Raw genomic sequence first — 12,829 nt, 5'->3', positions numbered from 1 at the left:
GCCGTCCTCAATCGCCCTTGAACTCGGGGCGCTGCTTCGCGACGAACGCGTGGTACGCGCGGTGGAAGTCCTGCGTCATCATGCAGATCGCCTGCGCCTGCGCTTCAGCCTCGATGGCCTCGTCGACGCCCATGGTCCATTCCTGGTGCAGCATCCGCTTGGTCATCGCATGCGCGAAGTTCGGACCGGCGGCGATGTCCGCGGCCCAGGCCACGGCTTGCGCCTCCAGCGCGTCCGGCTCCGCGACGCGGTTGAGGAAGCCCCACTGGAGCGCTTCTTCACCGCCCAGGCTGCGGCCGGTATAGAGCAGATCCGACGCGCGTCCCTGTCCGACGATGCGCGGCAGCAGCGCGCAGGCGCCCATGTCGCAGCCGGCCAGGCCGACGCGCGTGAACAGGAAGACCGTCTTGCTGCGCGCCGTGCCGACGCGCAGGTCCGAGGCCATCGCCATGATCGCGCCGGCGCCGGCGCACACGCCATCGATCGCCGCGACCACCGGCTGCGGGCAGGCGCGCATCGCCTTCACGAGGTCGCCGGTCATGCGCGTGAACGCCAGCAGGTCCGGCATCGCCATCTTCGTGAGCGGGCCGATGATCTCGTGCACGTCGCCGCCGGAGCAGAAGTTGCCGCCCGCGCCCTGCACGACGATCGCGTTCACCTCGTCCACGTAGGCCAGCGTGCGGAACAGGTCGCGCAGCTCGGCGTAGGACTCGAAGGTCAGCGGGTTCTTGCGCTCGGGACGGTTCAGCGTGACGACGCCGACGGCACCTTCCTGGCGCCAGCTGAAGTGCTTCGGTTCGAAGCCCTTCAGGCTGCGCGTGTTGCCGCTGATGAGATGGCTGTCCATCGATGGGTACTCCTTCAATCGTTCATTTGCGAGCGGCGTCGAGTTGCGCGAGGTGGCCCTTCAGCCCCGCGAGCAGCTCGTACACCTGGGTCTTCTGTTCGGGCGGCCAGCCGGCCAGCAGCTCGACGATCCAGCCCTCGTGCGTCGCGGCCATGCGCTTGAACTGGCGCCGTCCGGCCGGTGTCAGCCGCACCGTGACGCTGCGCCGGTCCGACGGATGCGGCTCGCGCACGACGTGGCCCTCGGCCTCGAGCTGGTCGGTGATGCCGGTGACGTTGCCGCCGGTGACCATCAACCGCTGCGACAGCTCGCGCATCGTCAGGCCGTCGGGACTGCGCTCGAGCTGCGCGAGCAGGTCGAAGCGCGGCAGCGTCGTGCCGAAGTCGTTGCGCAGGCGCTGACGGATCTGGTCCTCGATGCGCGTGGTGCAGGCCAGCAGGCGCAGCCAGACGCGCAGCGCCTGGTGATCGCCGTCGTGCATGCGGGACTCGAGGTCCGGGCCGAATTCCGCGCCCGGATCGTCGACGAGGTCCTGAAGCGTCCCCTTCGCGGCGTCGCGCATCACATCACCTCCCCGCCGGCGACGGCGATCGCCTGTCCGGTGATCGAGCCGCTGTCGCGACGCGCCAGCCAGGCCACCGAGGCGGCGACCTCGGCCGGATCGACCAGCCGTCCCTGCGGATTGACCGAGGCGAGCTCGGCGCGCGCCTCGTCCGCCGTGCGGCCGGTCTTGGCGACGATGGTGTCGATGGCGCCCGCGACGATGTCGGTCTCGGTGTAGCCCGGGCAGACCGCGTTGACGGTCACGCCCTTGCGCGCCGTCTCCAGCGCCAGCGCGCGCGTGAGGCCGAGCACGCCGTGCTTGGCCGCGCAGTAGGCGGCGACGTAGGCGTAGCCCTTGAGCGCCGCGGTGCTCGCGACGTTGACGATGCGGCCGAAGCGGCGCTCGGTCATCGCGGGCAGCACCTCGCGGCTGCACAGGAAGCTGCCGGTGAGGTTCACGTTGAGCAGGCGCTGCCAGGTGTCCAGCGAGGTCTTTCCGAGCGGCGACGTCTCGACCTGCCCGGCGTTGTTCACCAGCAGGTCGACCGGACCGGCCGCGGCGACCGCCGCCGCGAAGGCCTGGCGCACGCTGGCCTCGTCGCCGACGTCGCAGACCTGCAGCTCGACGGACGGACCGCCATCGACGTTCAGCTTGTCGCGCTGTTCCTTCAGCTTCTCGATGCGCCGGCCCATCAGCGTGACGCGCGCGCCGTCGGCGATGAGTGCCTGCGCGATCGCCGCGCCTATGCCGGAGCCGCCGCCGGTGACGACGGCGTGCAGTCCTTCGAGCGGATACCTGTTGCTCATGGGGATCCCTTGACGCTGTTGCTTCTCGCGCTGTTGCTCGTCGTCATGACCGCCGCCTCAGACGCCGAGCGCCTTGTTGGCCTGTTCCTGCGCGGCCGCGCCGCCGCCCGTGGCGCGCTGGCGTTCGAACTCGCGCTCCATCTGGCTCTTGCCGGAGAGGTACTGGACCGGCCAGTCGAGCCCCGGACCTGACAGGTAGCCGATCTTCGCGGCCTCCGTCAGTGTCCACGCCGGATTGGCCAGGTGCGGACGCGCGATCGCGCACAGGTCCGCGCGGCCGGCCGCGATGATGCTGTTGACGTGGTCCGCCTCCGAGATCGCACCCACCGCGATCGTCGCGATGCCGGCGCGGTTGCGCACGCTCTCGCTGAACGGCGTCTGCCACATGCGGCCGTAGGTGGGCCGCTCCTGCTTGCTGACCTGCCCCGAGGAGACATCGATCAGGTCGGCACCCGCGGCCTTGAAGGCCTCGGCCATGGCGACCGCATCCTCGGTCGTCGTGCCGCCCGGCACCCAGTCGTTCGCGGAGATCCGCACCGACATCGGCCGGTCCTGCGGCCACGCCGCGCGCATCGCGGCGAAGACTTCGATCGGATAACGCAGGCGGTTCTCCAGCGAGCCGCCGTAGTCATCCCCGCGCCGGTTCGTCAACGGCGACAGGAAACTCGACAGCAGATAGCCGTGCGCGCAGTGCAGCTCCAGCCAGTCGAAGCCGGCATCGGCCGTGCGCCGCGTCGCGGCGACGAACTCGGCCTTGACGCGGTCCATGTCGGCGCGGGTCATCTCGCTCGACCACTGGCTGACACCTTCCAGATACTGCTGCGGCGACGCCGAGATCAACGGCCAGTTGCCGTCGTCCAGCGGCTGGTCGATGCCGTCCCAGGCCACGCGCGTCGAGCCCTTCGCGCCGGCGTGGCCGAGCTGCATGGCGATCTTCGCGGTCGAGCTGCGGTGCACGTGATCGACGATGCGCTTCCAGCCGTCGCGTTGCGCGTCGTTCCACAGGCCTGGGCATCCCGGCGTGATGCGGGCCTCCGGCGACACGCAGGTCATCTCGACGAACACCAGCCCCGCGCCGCCCATCGCGCGCGCGCCGAGGTGGGCCAGGTGGTACTCGGCGGGCTGGCCGTCCTCGCAGGAATACTGCGCCATCGGCGACACGACGACGCGGTTCTTCAGCCTCACACCGCGCAGCGTGAACGGCGTGAACATCGGCGGCGCGGCGCGGTCCAGGCCCGCACGCTGCGAGAGCCACGACTCGTACTCACCGACGTAGCGCGCGTCGCGCAGCCGCAGGTTCTCGTGCGAGATCCGCTGCGAACGCGTCAGCAGCGAGTACGCGAACTGCTCCGGCGCCAGGCGCGCGTGGCGCTCGACGTTCTCGAACCATTCCGTCGAATTACGCGCGGCGTTCTGGATGCGCAGCACGTCGATCGAGCGGGTGGCTTCGTATTCCTCCAGCGCGGCGGGCAGGCTGTCCACGCCGCCGCCGTGGCGCTCGATGTCGCGCGCCAGCGCGATCGCGTCCTCCAGCGCGAGCTTGGTGCCCGAGCCGATCGAGAAATGCGCCGTGTGCGCCGCGTCGCCCATCAGCACGACCGGCGCGCGGCCGTTGTGATGAACCCAGCGCTTGCAGACCACGCGCGGGAATCGGATCCACTGCGCCGACCCGCGCAGATGCGACGCGTTCGAGATCAGCGGATGGCCGTCGAGCACCTTGGCGAAGAGCTTCTCGCAGAAGGCGATGCCCTCTTCCTTGCTCATGTCCTCCAGGCCGGCGTCCTTCCAGACCTGCTCCGGCGTCTCGACGATGAAGGTCGAATGCGTGTCGTCGTACCGGTAGGCATGCGCCTGGAACCAGCCCCACTCGGTCTTCTGGAAATCGAAGGTGAACGCGTCGAAGAGCCTGGTCGTGCCGAGCCAGACGAAGCGGCAGTTCCGCAGGTCGACGTCGGGCTGGTAGGTCGCGGCGTACTTCTGGCGCAGCCGGCTGTTGAGGCCGTCGGCGGCGATGATCAGGTCGGCATCGATGTCGGCGTCGTCGCTCACATCCGTTTCGTAGCGCAGCACGACGCCCAGCGCTTCGCAGCGCTCGCGCAGGATGTCCAGCAGCTTGCGCCGGCCGATGCCGCAGAAGCCGTGCCCGCCGGACACCATCGTGCGGCCGTCGATATGGACCGCGATGTCGTCCCAGTGGTTGAAGGACTGCAGGATCTGCTCGGCGGTCTTCGGATCGGCCTCGCGCAGCGCGGCCAGTGTCTGGTCCGAGAACACCACGCCCCACCCGAACGTGTCGCCGGCGCGGTTGCGCTCCAGCACCGTGACCTCGTGCGCCGGGTTCTGCCGCTTCATCAGCAGCGCGAAGTACAGGCCGGCGGGACCGCCGCCGATGCAGGTGATACGCATGGTGGGAAGCCCGGCGAGCGTCGGGCGAGGACTGCTTGACGGGATCACTTTAGGCCTGGATAGTTGAGGTGTCAACGATCTGGATAACCCTGAGCCGGTGTGAGCCGGCGCGCGGGGCGCCTTGCGGAAACGCCCCGTCCTTGTTGGAATTAACCGACACCACGGTCCAGGACCCCGCGCTAAGGTGCGCGCCGTCGTGCCGAGGGCCCGGCAGGAGCAGCAGATGAAGTCAACAAGCCAATCCCCGCAGCGCGCGTTGTGGGACATCTCGCCGGTGGTGGCGCCCGACGCGCCGATCTTTCCCGGCGACGAGCCCTACTCGCTGACATGGACCGCGCGGCTCTCGCCGGAGTGCCCGGTGAACCTGAGCGCGATCACGATGTCGCCGCACGTGGGCGCGCATGCCGATGCGCCGCTGCATTACGCGGATGGCGTCGCGAGTGCGGCGGAGGTGACGCTCGATCCCTACCTCGGTCCCTGCCGCGTGATCCATGCGATCGGCTGCGGACCACTGATCCACATCGAGCATCTGGAACACGCCGCCCAGGACCTGCCGGCGCGCGTGCTGGTGCGCTGCAATGAGCGCGCCGACACCGTCTGGAATCCCGAATTCAGCGCCTACGCGCCCGAGACCGTCGAGTGGCTGGCCGCGCGCGGCGTGAAGCTGATCGGACTCGACACGCCCAGCGTCGATCCCGCGACCAGCAAGACGCTGGACAGCCACCAGCGGCTGCTGCGGCTGGACCTGCGGGTGCTGGAGAACCTCGTGCTGGACGAGGTGCCCGAAGGCGACTACGAATTGATCGCGCTGCCGCTCAAGCTCGCCGGCGCCTGCGCATCGCCGGTGCGCGCGGTGCTGCGTTCGCTGTGACCCTTCTTCCGAATTCATCTGGAACATCGATGACGACAAGACAAGACTGCCTGGCCCTGGACGCCGCCGATCCGCTGGCGCCGCTGAAGGACCAGTTCTCGCTGCCCGCGGGCACGCTCTACCTGGACGGCAATTCGCTGGGCGCGATGCCCAAGTCCACGGCCGCCCGCGTGCAGCAGGTGATCTCCGAGGAATGGGGTCGCGACCTGATCAAGAGCTGGAACACCGCCGGCTGGATGGACCTGCCCTCGCGCATCGGCAACAAGATCGGCCGGCTGATCGGCGCCAAGCCCGGCGAGACGATCGTCGCGGACTCGACCTCGCTCAACCTCTACAAGGTGCTGAGCGCGGCGCTGCGCATCGTCAGGGCCGGCGACACGGACAGACGACGCACGGTCGTCGTCTCCGAACGCAGCAACTTCCCCACCGACCTCTACATCGCGGAGAGCCTCGCCGAGCAGTTCGGCATGACGCTCCACCTCGTCGACCACGTCGATGAGATCCCCGGCCAGCTGAACGACCGGCTCGCCGTGCTGATGCTGACCGAGGTCAACTACCGGACCGGCCGCAAGCACGACATGAAGGCGGTGACCGCCGCGGCCCATGCGGCCGGCGCGCTGACCGTGTGGGACCTCGCGCACTCCGCGGGCGCGATCCCGGTCGACCTGAACGCCGCGGATGCGGACTTCGCCATCGGCTGCGGCTACAAGTACCTCAACGGCGGCCCCGGCGCACCGGCCTTCGTGTGGGCACATCCGCGCCACGCCGACCGCTTCTGGCAGCCGCTGTCGGGCTGGCTGGGCCATGCGTCGCCGTTCCAGTTCACCTCGAACTACGCGCCCGCGCCGGGCATCAAGCGCTACATCTGCGGGACGCCGGCGATCCTGTCGACGGCGGCACTGGAATGCGGCGTGGACACGCTGCTGGCGGCCGAGCCCTTCGGCGGCATGGCGGCGCTGCGCGAGAAGTCGATCGCGTTGACCGAGCTGTTCGCGCGTCTGGCCGAGCAGCGCTGCGGCGGGCAAGGCGTGTACGTCGTCTCCCCGCGCGACGCCGCGCAGCGCGGCAGCCAGGTCTGCCTGGCGCTGAAGGCGCCGTTGCATGAGACGGCCGGCTACGCGGTCGTGCAGGCGCTGATCGAGCGCGGGGTGATCGGCGACTACCGCGCCGGCGATCCGACGCGACTCGACGAGGTCCCGCACATCCTGCGCTTCGGCTTCACGCCGCTGTACATCGGCTTCGCCGACGCATGGGACGCGGTCGAGCAACTGCACCAGGTGCTGGCCACCGAAGAATGGCGTGAGGCGCGTTTCAACAAGAAGGCGGCAGTGACATGAGTTGCCCGATGGGACACGGATCCGGCGCAGCCCCCGACAGCGTCGACAGCGGCGCGGCGACCGCCGGGCAAGGCACCGGGGCCGGCGAGGCGATCGTCCGCGATGAAGGCGCGCAGCTCGATTTCTCGAAGGACATGAGCTACGGCGACTACCTGCGCCTGGACCAGGTGCTGAGCGCCCAGCATCCGCTCTCGCCCGACCACAACGAGATGCTCTTCATCATCCAGCACCAGACCTCGGAACTGTGGATGAAGCTGATGCTGCACGAGCTCCATGGCGCGGTGACGCACGTGGCCTCGGACCAGTTGCCCGAAGCCTTCAAGATGCTGGCGCGGGTGTCGCGGATCATGGAGCAGCTCGTCCACGCCTGGGATGTGCTCAGCACGATGACGCCGCCGGAGTACTCGGCCATCCGCCCTTATCTCTCCAACAGCAGCGGCTTCCAGAGCGCGCAGTACCGTCGCATCGAGTTCATGCTCGGCAACAAGAACGCCGCGATGCTCAAGCCGCACGCGCATCGCGCCGACCTGCTGGCCGATGTTCAAGCGGCTTATGAAGCGCCCTCGTTGTACGACGAAGTTCTGCGTCTGCTGAAGCGCCGCGGCATCGACGTGCCCGCCACCGCGCTCGATCGCGACTGGACGCAGCCGCGTTCCGCCGACGACGGCGTCAAGGCCGCCTGGCTCGAGGTCTACCGCGATCCGAAGGCGCACTGGGACCTGTACCAGATGGGCGAGGAACTCGTGGACCTCGAAGACGCGTTCCGGCTCTGGCGGTTCCGCCACGTGACGACCGTAGAGCGCGTCATCGGCTTCAAACGCGGGACGGGCGGGACCGGCGGCGTCAGTTATCTGCGCAAGATGCTCGACGTCGTGCTGTTCCCGGAGTTGTGGGCGTTGCGGACGGAGCTCTGAATCCAGGGACGGAGCACTCGCAGGGCAACCAGGCCCCCTTGACTCCATCTCCCCCTTTGTCGGCCGCCCCGGCCGACAAATTCCCTCCTTAAGTTCCGTCAAGGGGGCCTGGTCGCCCTGCTCCGGACGACCTCGCACGCTCGTTGGAGGGATGCGGGCGCGCGCTTCTACAATTCGGGGACTCGATGTGGGTGACCTATCCGGTGACCCACGGTCCGCTCGCCAACCCGCCGAGGCCCACCATGGATACCCGCCTTTCCCAGATCAAGCTGCGCATCTCCAGATTGCGCGACGCGCTGCGCAACGCCGGCGCCCACGCCATCCTGGTGCCTTCGGCCGACCCCCATCTCTCCGAGTACCTGCCTCGCCGCTGGCAGGCCCGCGAAGTCTTCTCCGGCTTCACCGGCTCCATGGGCACCCTGGTCGTCACGCAGGATGACGCCCAACTCTTCGCCGACAGCCGCTACTGGACCTCCGCCGAACGCGAACTCGCCGACAGCGGCATCGCGCTCTTCAAGATCCCCACCGGCGCGTCCAGCCAGCACATCACCTGGATCGCGGACAAGCTGCAGAGCGGCCAGACCCTGGTCGTCGACGGCCAGGTCCTGGGGCTCGCCGTCGCGCAGCAGCTGCGCGCCGCGCTCGGCGCCAAGGGCGTGCTGATCAACACCGCCATCGATCTGATCGACCAAGCCTGGGACGACCGCCCCGGTCTGCCCGACGCCCCCATCTACGAACACGCCTCGCCCCAGGCCACCGTCAGCCGTGCCGACAAGCTCCAGCAGGTGCGCGAAGGCCTGGCGAAGCACGGCGCCTCGCATCACCTGATCTCCAGCGTCGACGACATCGCCTGGCTGTTCAACCTGCGCGGCTCGGACGTGACCTACAACCCGGTGTTCCTCGCGCACGCGCTGCTCGACAAGCACGGCGCGACGCTGTTCGTGCAGCCCGGCAAGATCGACGCGGCGCTCGAGCAGCGCCTCGTCGCCGACGGCGTGCGTCTCGCGCCCTACGCCGACGCGCGTGCCACGCTGGGCGCCCTGCCCGCGGATGCGAAGGTGTTGATCGATCCGCGCCGCGTCACGCTCGGCCTGCGTGAGGCACTGCCTGCCTCGGCGAGCGTCGTCGAGGCCATCAATCCCAGCACGCTGCTGAAGAGCCGCAAGAACGCCGCGGAAGCGCAGTTCATCCGCCAGGCCATGGAGCAGGACGGCGCCGCGATGTGCGCGTTCTACGCCTGGTTCGAGGCGGCGCTGGCGCGCGGCGAGGCGATCTCCGAACTCACCGTCGACGAGCGCCTGACCGCCGAACGCGCCAAGCGGCCCGGCTTCGTCGGCCTGTCGTTCTCGACCATCGCCGGCTTCAACGCCAACGGCGCGATGCCGCACTACCGTGCCGTGCCCGAATCTTTCTCCCAGATCGACGGCAACGGCCTGCTGCTGATCGACTCGGGCGGCCAGTACCTCGGCGGCACGACCGACATCACCCGCGTGTGGCCGATCGGCACCATCACCGACGACCACAAGCGCGACTACACGCTGGTGCTCAAGGGCACGATCGCGCTGTCGCGCACCGCATTCCCGCGCGGCACGCTGAGCCCGATGCTCGACGCGATCGCCCGTGCGCCGCTGTGGGCCCACGGCCTGGATTACGGTCACGGCACCGGCCACGGCGTCGGGTACTTCATGAACGTGCATGAAGGCCCCCAGAGCATTTCGAAGGCGGTGCCCGACGCGAACATGGCCATGGAGCCCGGCATGATCACGTCGATCGAACCCGGCCTCTACCGCCCCGGCCAATGGGGGTGCGGATCGAGAACCTGGTGCTGAACGTGGCCCTGGATACCCCCGAGAAGGGGCAGTTCGGCGAGATGCTGGCGTTCGAGACGCTGACGCTGTGCCCCATCGACACGCGGTGCATCGCGGTGGCGCTGCTGTCGGAAGACGAACTCGCGTGGCTGAACGCCTATCACGCCGAGGTGCGCCGCCGCTTGGCGCCGCTGGTCGACGGCGAGGCACTGGCCTGGCTGAACACCCGCACCGAAACGCTGCATCGTTGAGCCTTTGACCGTCCATGCGACGGACAGCGGAAAAGCGCGGCTGAGCCGCGCTTTTTACGTCCGGCCTCGCTGGAAGCACTCCGGGCCGCGACCTAGACTTGATCCAGGTTGTCGACGAGGAGCAGAGACCATGGACACCCGACTCTCTCAGGCGTGGAACGGCTGGCGCGCACTGGCACGGCACAAGCCGTCGGCCAACGATGAGCGCGAGATGCACCGTTTCTCCGACGGTGCGATGCACACCGCGTTGATGGTGGCGATCATCGCCGTGGCCGTGATGGCCGTCGTGCAGATGGTCAATGTCGCGGCGCCGATGTGGCAGCTGGAACCGGTGGTCGTGCAGGGCAAGGCACAGCAGGTGCCGCTGCCCGCCGCGCCCCAGCCGCTGGAAAAGGCGCAGCCGGGCCGCTGAACGCCAGGGACCGAGGACCGGCACGCGCCGGTCTTCGCCCGAGGGCCTCTCACATCTGCCGGAACAGGTGCAGGTAGCTGCGGCTGACCGGCAGCACCTCGGGGCGGGCCTTCAGGTGCAGGTCCGCCGTTTCGTTGGGACCGCGCGTGACGTGGCTGATCGCGTGCAGGTTCACGACCACCGAGCGATGCACCTGCACGAAGCGCTGCGCGTCGAGCCGCTCGATCAGCTCGCGGATCGGCGTGCGGATGAGCGCCTCCCCTCGGCGGTGACGACCAGCGTGTACTTCTCGTCCGAACGCAGGAACAGGATCTCGTCGACCGGGATCAGCTTCAGCGTCGAGCCCACCGAGGCACGGATCCACTGCAGCGGCCCCGTGTCGGTCGCCAGGCCACCGGCCGCCGGTGCAGGGGCGCCCGGCGGGCGGGCCATGCGCCGGGCGAGTTCGTCGATGACGGCTTCGAGCGCCGCCTGACTGCCCTCGCCGCGCGGATGGCGCGGGCGTTCGGTCAGACGTTCGGCAAGACGATCCTTCAAGCGGCCCACCGTGTCGGCCAGCCGGGCTTCGTCGACCGGTTTGACCAGGTAGTCGATCGCGCCACGCTCGAACGCCTGCAGCGCGTATTCCTCGAAGGCGGTGACGAACACGACCTGCGCCTGGCGCGCGATCTGGCGCGCCGCCTCCATCCCGTTCAGGCCCGGCATGTGGACGTCCAGGAAGGCGATGTCGGGCCGGTGCACGTCGAACATCTCCACGGCCTCGCGTCCGTTGCGCGCCTGCGCGACGACGCGCAGTTCCGGCCACAGCAAGGCGAGGCTGCGCTGCAGGCTGTCGCGCAGCAGCGGTTCGTCGTCGGCGATCAGGGCGGTCGGTGCAGGGCTCATGTCATTGCGGGGTGAAACGCACTTCGGCGCGCAGGCCGTGCGGCAGATTCTCGGTCAGCGTCAGCGTGGCGCCGAGCCCGTAGAACAGCGTCATCCGTTCGCGCAGATTGCGCAGCCCGGTGCCGCTGCCCATGCTCTGCGTCATGCCGACGCCGGTGTCACTGACCCAGAGCCGGACCTGCCCGTCATGCAGCGCTCCGCCCACCTCGATGCGCCCCCCTCCTCGCTCGGATCGACGCCGTGGCGCACCGCGTTCTCGACCAGCGTCAGCAAGGCCATCGGCGGGAAGCGCAGGCTGCCGAGCTCCGGCGGGAGATCGACCCGGTAGTCCAGCCGGTCTGGCATGCGCAGGTGCATCAGTTCGAGGTAGGCACGCACCAGCGCGACCTCGTCCGACAGCATCGTGGCGTCGCCTTGCAGCCGCGGCATCGCCGCGCGCAGATACGCGATCAGGCTGCGCAACACCGGCGCGGCCTGCGGCGAGCCGGTCTCCACCAGCGCACGGACGTTGGCCAGCGTGTTGAACAGGAAGTGCGGCTCGACCTGCGCCTGGAGCAGCCGCAGTCGGGCGTCCAGGGCCTGCCGCTCCAGTTCGCTGCGCTCGAGTTCGAAGCTGAGCGCTTGGTTGCGGGCTTCGGCGTCCCGCTGGCGGTAGAGCGCGCCCATCGCGAGCAACGGGCCGACCACCAGACCGGAGCCCGCGATCCAGAGGAAGCCGAGCATCCGGGATTCGGACTCGACAAAGCTGGAAAAGTCGCCACCGACGGCCACCATGTAGACCGCGAGCGTGGCCAGCGGCACCGCCGCCGCAACGACGACGACCTGGAACAGCCAGCGCGCCCACCATCGGGGCAGCCGGCGCGGCCACTGCCCGGCCGCCGAGAACGCCAGCAGCGCCAGCATCCCCACGAACATCGTCCGCCCCAGCAGGACCGGGAACGGCGTGATGAAGATCGGTTGCAGCGCCAGCGCGAAGACGGTGGCGAGCGCCAGGGCCAGCAGGACCCGCTGCGGCGTCAGGTAGGAGACGAACCCATGCCAGGCCGGATGCGGGGGCTCTGGCGGGCTGACAGGGAGGACCGGGGTCGACATGGCCGCACGATAGCGGCCCCGAGGCGGCGATCCAAGCGCAGGCGGGCGCCGACGCGACGAAGCACGGGATGAGCCGCTTGAGCCACGACAACCGGGCCGGCAATCGCCCGCCGCTGTGGGGTGGGCGCCGCATGGACCCGGGGCAGCGAGGCGAGGAAGTCCTCGAACAGGTCGTCCTCCTCAGCCATGGACACGGGGACCGAGCCTTCCGCGCCGATGTCGGCGCGCACCTCGGCGCTGCGGTGCAGCGCGCTCATGCGTACATCCCGATCCGGCACATCACGGCTTCCTTGCCGGCATTGATGGCGAAGCGCAGCGCTTCCGCCGGCGTCGCCCAGCCGTATCCACCGGCCAGGTTCTCGTCACGGAAGGCCTCGCGCTTGTTCATCGCCTCGCTGAGGCTGGTGCGCACCACGACGACCGCCGCCACATAGCCGAACTGGCGCGGGCGCTCGATCGCGCCAGCGTAGATGCGGTAGTCCCCGGTTTCGATCTCGGCGAAGTGCATGGCTGACTCCTTCAACGACAGGCAGCTCGTCGGGAGCTGCGATGGAGTCCACTTTGCGCGCTGGAACGCGAGATGCATACCCGACTGAGGAGGGCCCTCGGAAGGGGAGACCCTCCCGGATCCCCCTATCGGGCGATATCGAGCGGCG

Annotated in this window: 13 protein-coding genes and 1 pseudogene; 5 read left to right on the top strand and 9 right to left on the bottom strand. The window is 69.2% G+C overall.

The annotated features are described in order from the left end of the window. Window positions 1–7: 7 nt before the first annotated feature. The 4 genes from ACQ859_RS11935 to ACQ859_RS11920 are packed head-to-tail and all read right to left on the bottom strand — an operon-like array spanning window position 8 to window position 4,603. Entirely contained in the window at window positions 8–847 is an 840-nt protein-coding gene (locus tag ACQ859_RS11935) for an enoyl-CoA hydratase family protein (protein WP_431265963.1), read from the bottom strand. A 22-nt stretch (window positions 848–869) separates the two neighbouring features. Further along, the gene (locus tag ACQ859_RS11930) at window positions 870–1,409 is read right to left on the bottom strand and encodes a MarR family winged helix-turn-helix transcriptional regulator (RefSeq protein ID WP_431265962.1); all 540 of its coding nucleotides are present in this window, start codon (window positions 1,407–1,409) and stop codon (window positions 870–872) included. Then, window positions 1,409–2,197 carry an SDR family NAD(P)-dependent oxidoreductase gene (locus ACQ859_RS11925; RefSeq protein WP_431265961.1) on the bottom strand — a complete coding sequence of 263 codons (789 nt, stop codon included), beginning with the start codon at window positions 2,195–2,197 and terminating at the stop codon, window positions 1,409–1,411. The genes ACQ859_RS11930 and ACQ859_RS11925 overlap by 1 nt, the downstream gene beginning before the upstream one ends. A 57-nt stretch (window positions 2,198–2,254) precedes the next feature. After that, on the bottom strand, window positions 2,255–4,603 hold the full coding sequence (locus ACQ859_RS11920; protein ID WP_431265960.1) for a bifunctional salicylyl-CoA 5-hydroxylase/oxidoreductase: 2,349 nt from the start codon (window positions 4,601–4,603) through the stop codon (window positions 2,255–2,257). Between the two features lie 223 nt (window positions 4,604–4,826). On the opposite strand from ACQ859_RS11920, the gene kynB reads away from it, so the two are divergent. The 5 genes and pseudogenes from kynB to ACQ859_RS11895 all read left to right on the top strand — a co-directional run bounded on the left by kynB (window position 4,827) and on the right by ACQ859_RS11895 (window position 10,196). Then, the gene (kynB, locus tag ACQ859_RS11915) at window positions 4,827–5,474 is read left to right on the top strand and encodes an arylformamidase (protein WP_431265959.1); all 648 of its coding nucleotides are present in this window, start codon (window positions 4,827–4,829) and stop codon (window positions 5,472–5,474) included. Between the two features lie 29 nt (window positions 5,475–5,503). Next, window positions 5,504–6,811, top strand: coding sequence for a kynureninase (kynU, locus tag ACQ859_RS11910; RefSeq protein WP_431265958.1), 1,308 nt, complete (start codon window positions 5,504–5,506; stop codon window positions 6,809–6,811). Between the two features lie 8 nt (window positions 6,812–6,819). Next, window positions 6,820–7,725 (top strand): tryptophan 2,3-dioxygenase, encoded by a 906-nt coding sequence (kynA, locus tag ACQ859_RS11905; RefSeq protein ID WP_431265957.1) that lies wholly within the window; start codon window positions 6,820–6,822, stop codon window positions 7,723–7,725. A gap of 242 nt (window positions 7,726–7,967) precedes the next feature. Further along, a pseudogene (locus tag ACQ859_RS11900) lies at window positions 7,968–9,784 on the top strand (aminopeptidase P family protein). A 130-nt stretch (window positions 9,785–9,914) separates the two neighbouring features. Beyond that, the gene (locus ACQ859_RS11895; protein WP_431265956.1) at window positions 9,915–10,196 is read left to right on the top strand and encodes a hypothetical protein; all 282 of its coding nucleotides are present in this window, start codon (window positions 9,915–9,917) and stop codon (window positions 10,194–10,196) included. A gap of 49 nt (window positions 10,197–10,245) precedes the next feature. Here the strand turns inward: ACQ859_RS11895 and ACQ859_RS11890 are convergent, their stop codons facing one another. The 5 genes from ACQ859_RS11890 to ACQ859_RS11870 form a co-directional block, all read right to left on the bottom strand. Then, window positions 10,246–10,422: a LytTR family DNA-binding domain-containing protein gene (locus ACQ859_RS11890; RefSeq protein WP_431266519.1), complete on the bottom strand. Its 177-nt coding sequence runs from the start codon at window positions 10,420–10,422 to the stop codon at window positions 10,246–10,248. Further along, a complete protein-coding gene (locus ACQ859_RS11885) occupies window positions 10,422–11,081 on the bottom strand; it encodes a LytR/AlgR family response regulator transcription factor (RefSeq protein WP_431265955.1) in 660 nt (219 codons plus the stop codon). The genes ACQ859_RS11890 and ACQ859_RS11885 overlap by 1 nt, the downstream gene beginning before the upstream one ends. A gap of 1 nt (window position 11,082) precedes the next feature. Then, on the bottom strand, window positions 11,083–11,226 hold the full coding sequence (locus ACQ859_RS11880; protein WP_431265954.1) for a hypothetical protein: 144 nt from the start codon (window positions 11,224–11,226) through the stop codon (window positions 11,083–11,085). Then, window positions 11,223–12,173, bottom strand: coding sequence for a sensor histidine kinase (locus tag ACQ859_RS11875; RefSeq protein WP_431265953.1), 951 nt, complete (start codon window positions 12,171–12,173; stop codon window positions 11,223–11,225). The genes ACQ859_RS11880 and ACQ859_RS11875 overlap by 4 nt, the downstream gene beginning before the upstream one ends. A gap of 253 nt (window positions 12,174–12,426) precedes the next feature. Further along, window positions 12,427–12,681 carry a hypothetical protein gene (locus ACQ859_RS11870; RefSeq protein WP_431265952.1) on the bottom strand — a complete coding sequence of 85 codons (255 nt, stop codon included), beginning with the start codon at window positions 12,679–12,681 and terminating at the stop codon, window positions 12,427–12,429. Window positions 12,682–12,829 lie beyond the last annotated feature (148 nt).

It is taken from the genome of Roseateles chitinivorans (genome assembly GCF_050632235.1).
GTDB classification, from domain to species: domain Bacteria; phylum Pseudomonadota; class Gammaproteobacteria; order Burkholderiales; family Burkholderiaceae_C; genus Roseateles; species Roseateles chitinivorans_A.
Note: the sequence above shows the minus strand (reverse complement) of the source record. Positions and strands in the feature narration are given on the sequence as shown.

Excerpts from the sequence above, each read along its gene's own strand:
- ACQ859_RS11925 (WP_431265961.1), bottom strand. The coding sequence starts at position 2,197 with ATGAGCAACAGGTATCCGCTCGAAGGACTGCACGCCGTCGTCACCGGC.
- ACQ859_RS11920 (WP_431265960.1), bottom strand. The coding sequence starts at position 4,603 with ATGCGTATCACCTGCATCGGCGGCGGTCCCGCCGGCCTGTACTTCGCG.
- kynB (WP_431265959.1), top strand. The coding sequence starts at position 4,827 with ATGAAGTCAACAAGCCAATCCCCGCAGCGCGCGTTGTGGGACATCTCG.
- ACQ859_RS11870 (WP_431265952.1), bottom strand. The coding sequence starts at position 12,681 with ATGCACTTCGCCGAGATCGAAACCGGGGACTACCGCATCTACGCTGGC.
- kynA (WP_431265957.1), top strand. The coding sequence starts at position 6,820 with ATGGGACACGGATCCGGCGCAGCCCCCGACAGCGTCGACAGCGGCGCG.
- ACQ859_RS11930 (WP_431265962.1), bottom strand. The coding sequence starts at position 1,409 with ATGCGCGACGCCGCGAAGGGGACGCTTCAGGACCTCGTCGACGATCCG.
- ACQ859_RS11885 (WP_431265955.1), bottom strand. The coding sequence starts at position 11,081 with ATGAGCCCTGCACCGACCGCCCTGATCGCCGACGACGAACCGCTGCTG.
- ACQ859_RS11880 (WP_431265954.1), bottom strand. The coding sequence starts at position 11,226 with ATGACGCAGAGCATGGGCAGCGGCACCGGGCTGCGCAATCTGCGCGAA.
- kynU (WP_431265958.1), top strand. The coding sequence starts at position 5,504 with ATGACGACAAGACAAGACTGCCTGGCCCTGGACGCCGCCGATCCGCTG.
- ACQ859_RS11895 (WP_431265956.1), top strand. The coding sequence starts at position 9,915 with ATGGACACCCGACTCTCTCAGGCGTGGAACGGCTGGCGCGCACTGGCA.
- ACQ859_RS11875 (WP_431265953.1), bottom strand. The coding sequence starts at position 12,173 with ATGTCGACCCCGGTCCTCCCTGTCAGCCCGCCAGAGCCCCCGCATCCG.
- ACQ859_RS11935 (WP_431265963.1), bottom strand. The coding sequence starts at position 847 with ATGGACAGCCATCTCATCAGCGGCAACACGCGCAGCCTGAAGGGCTTC.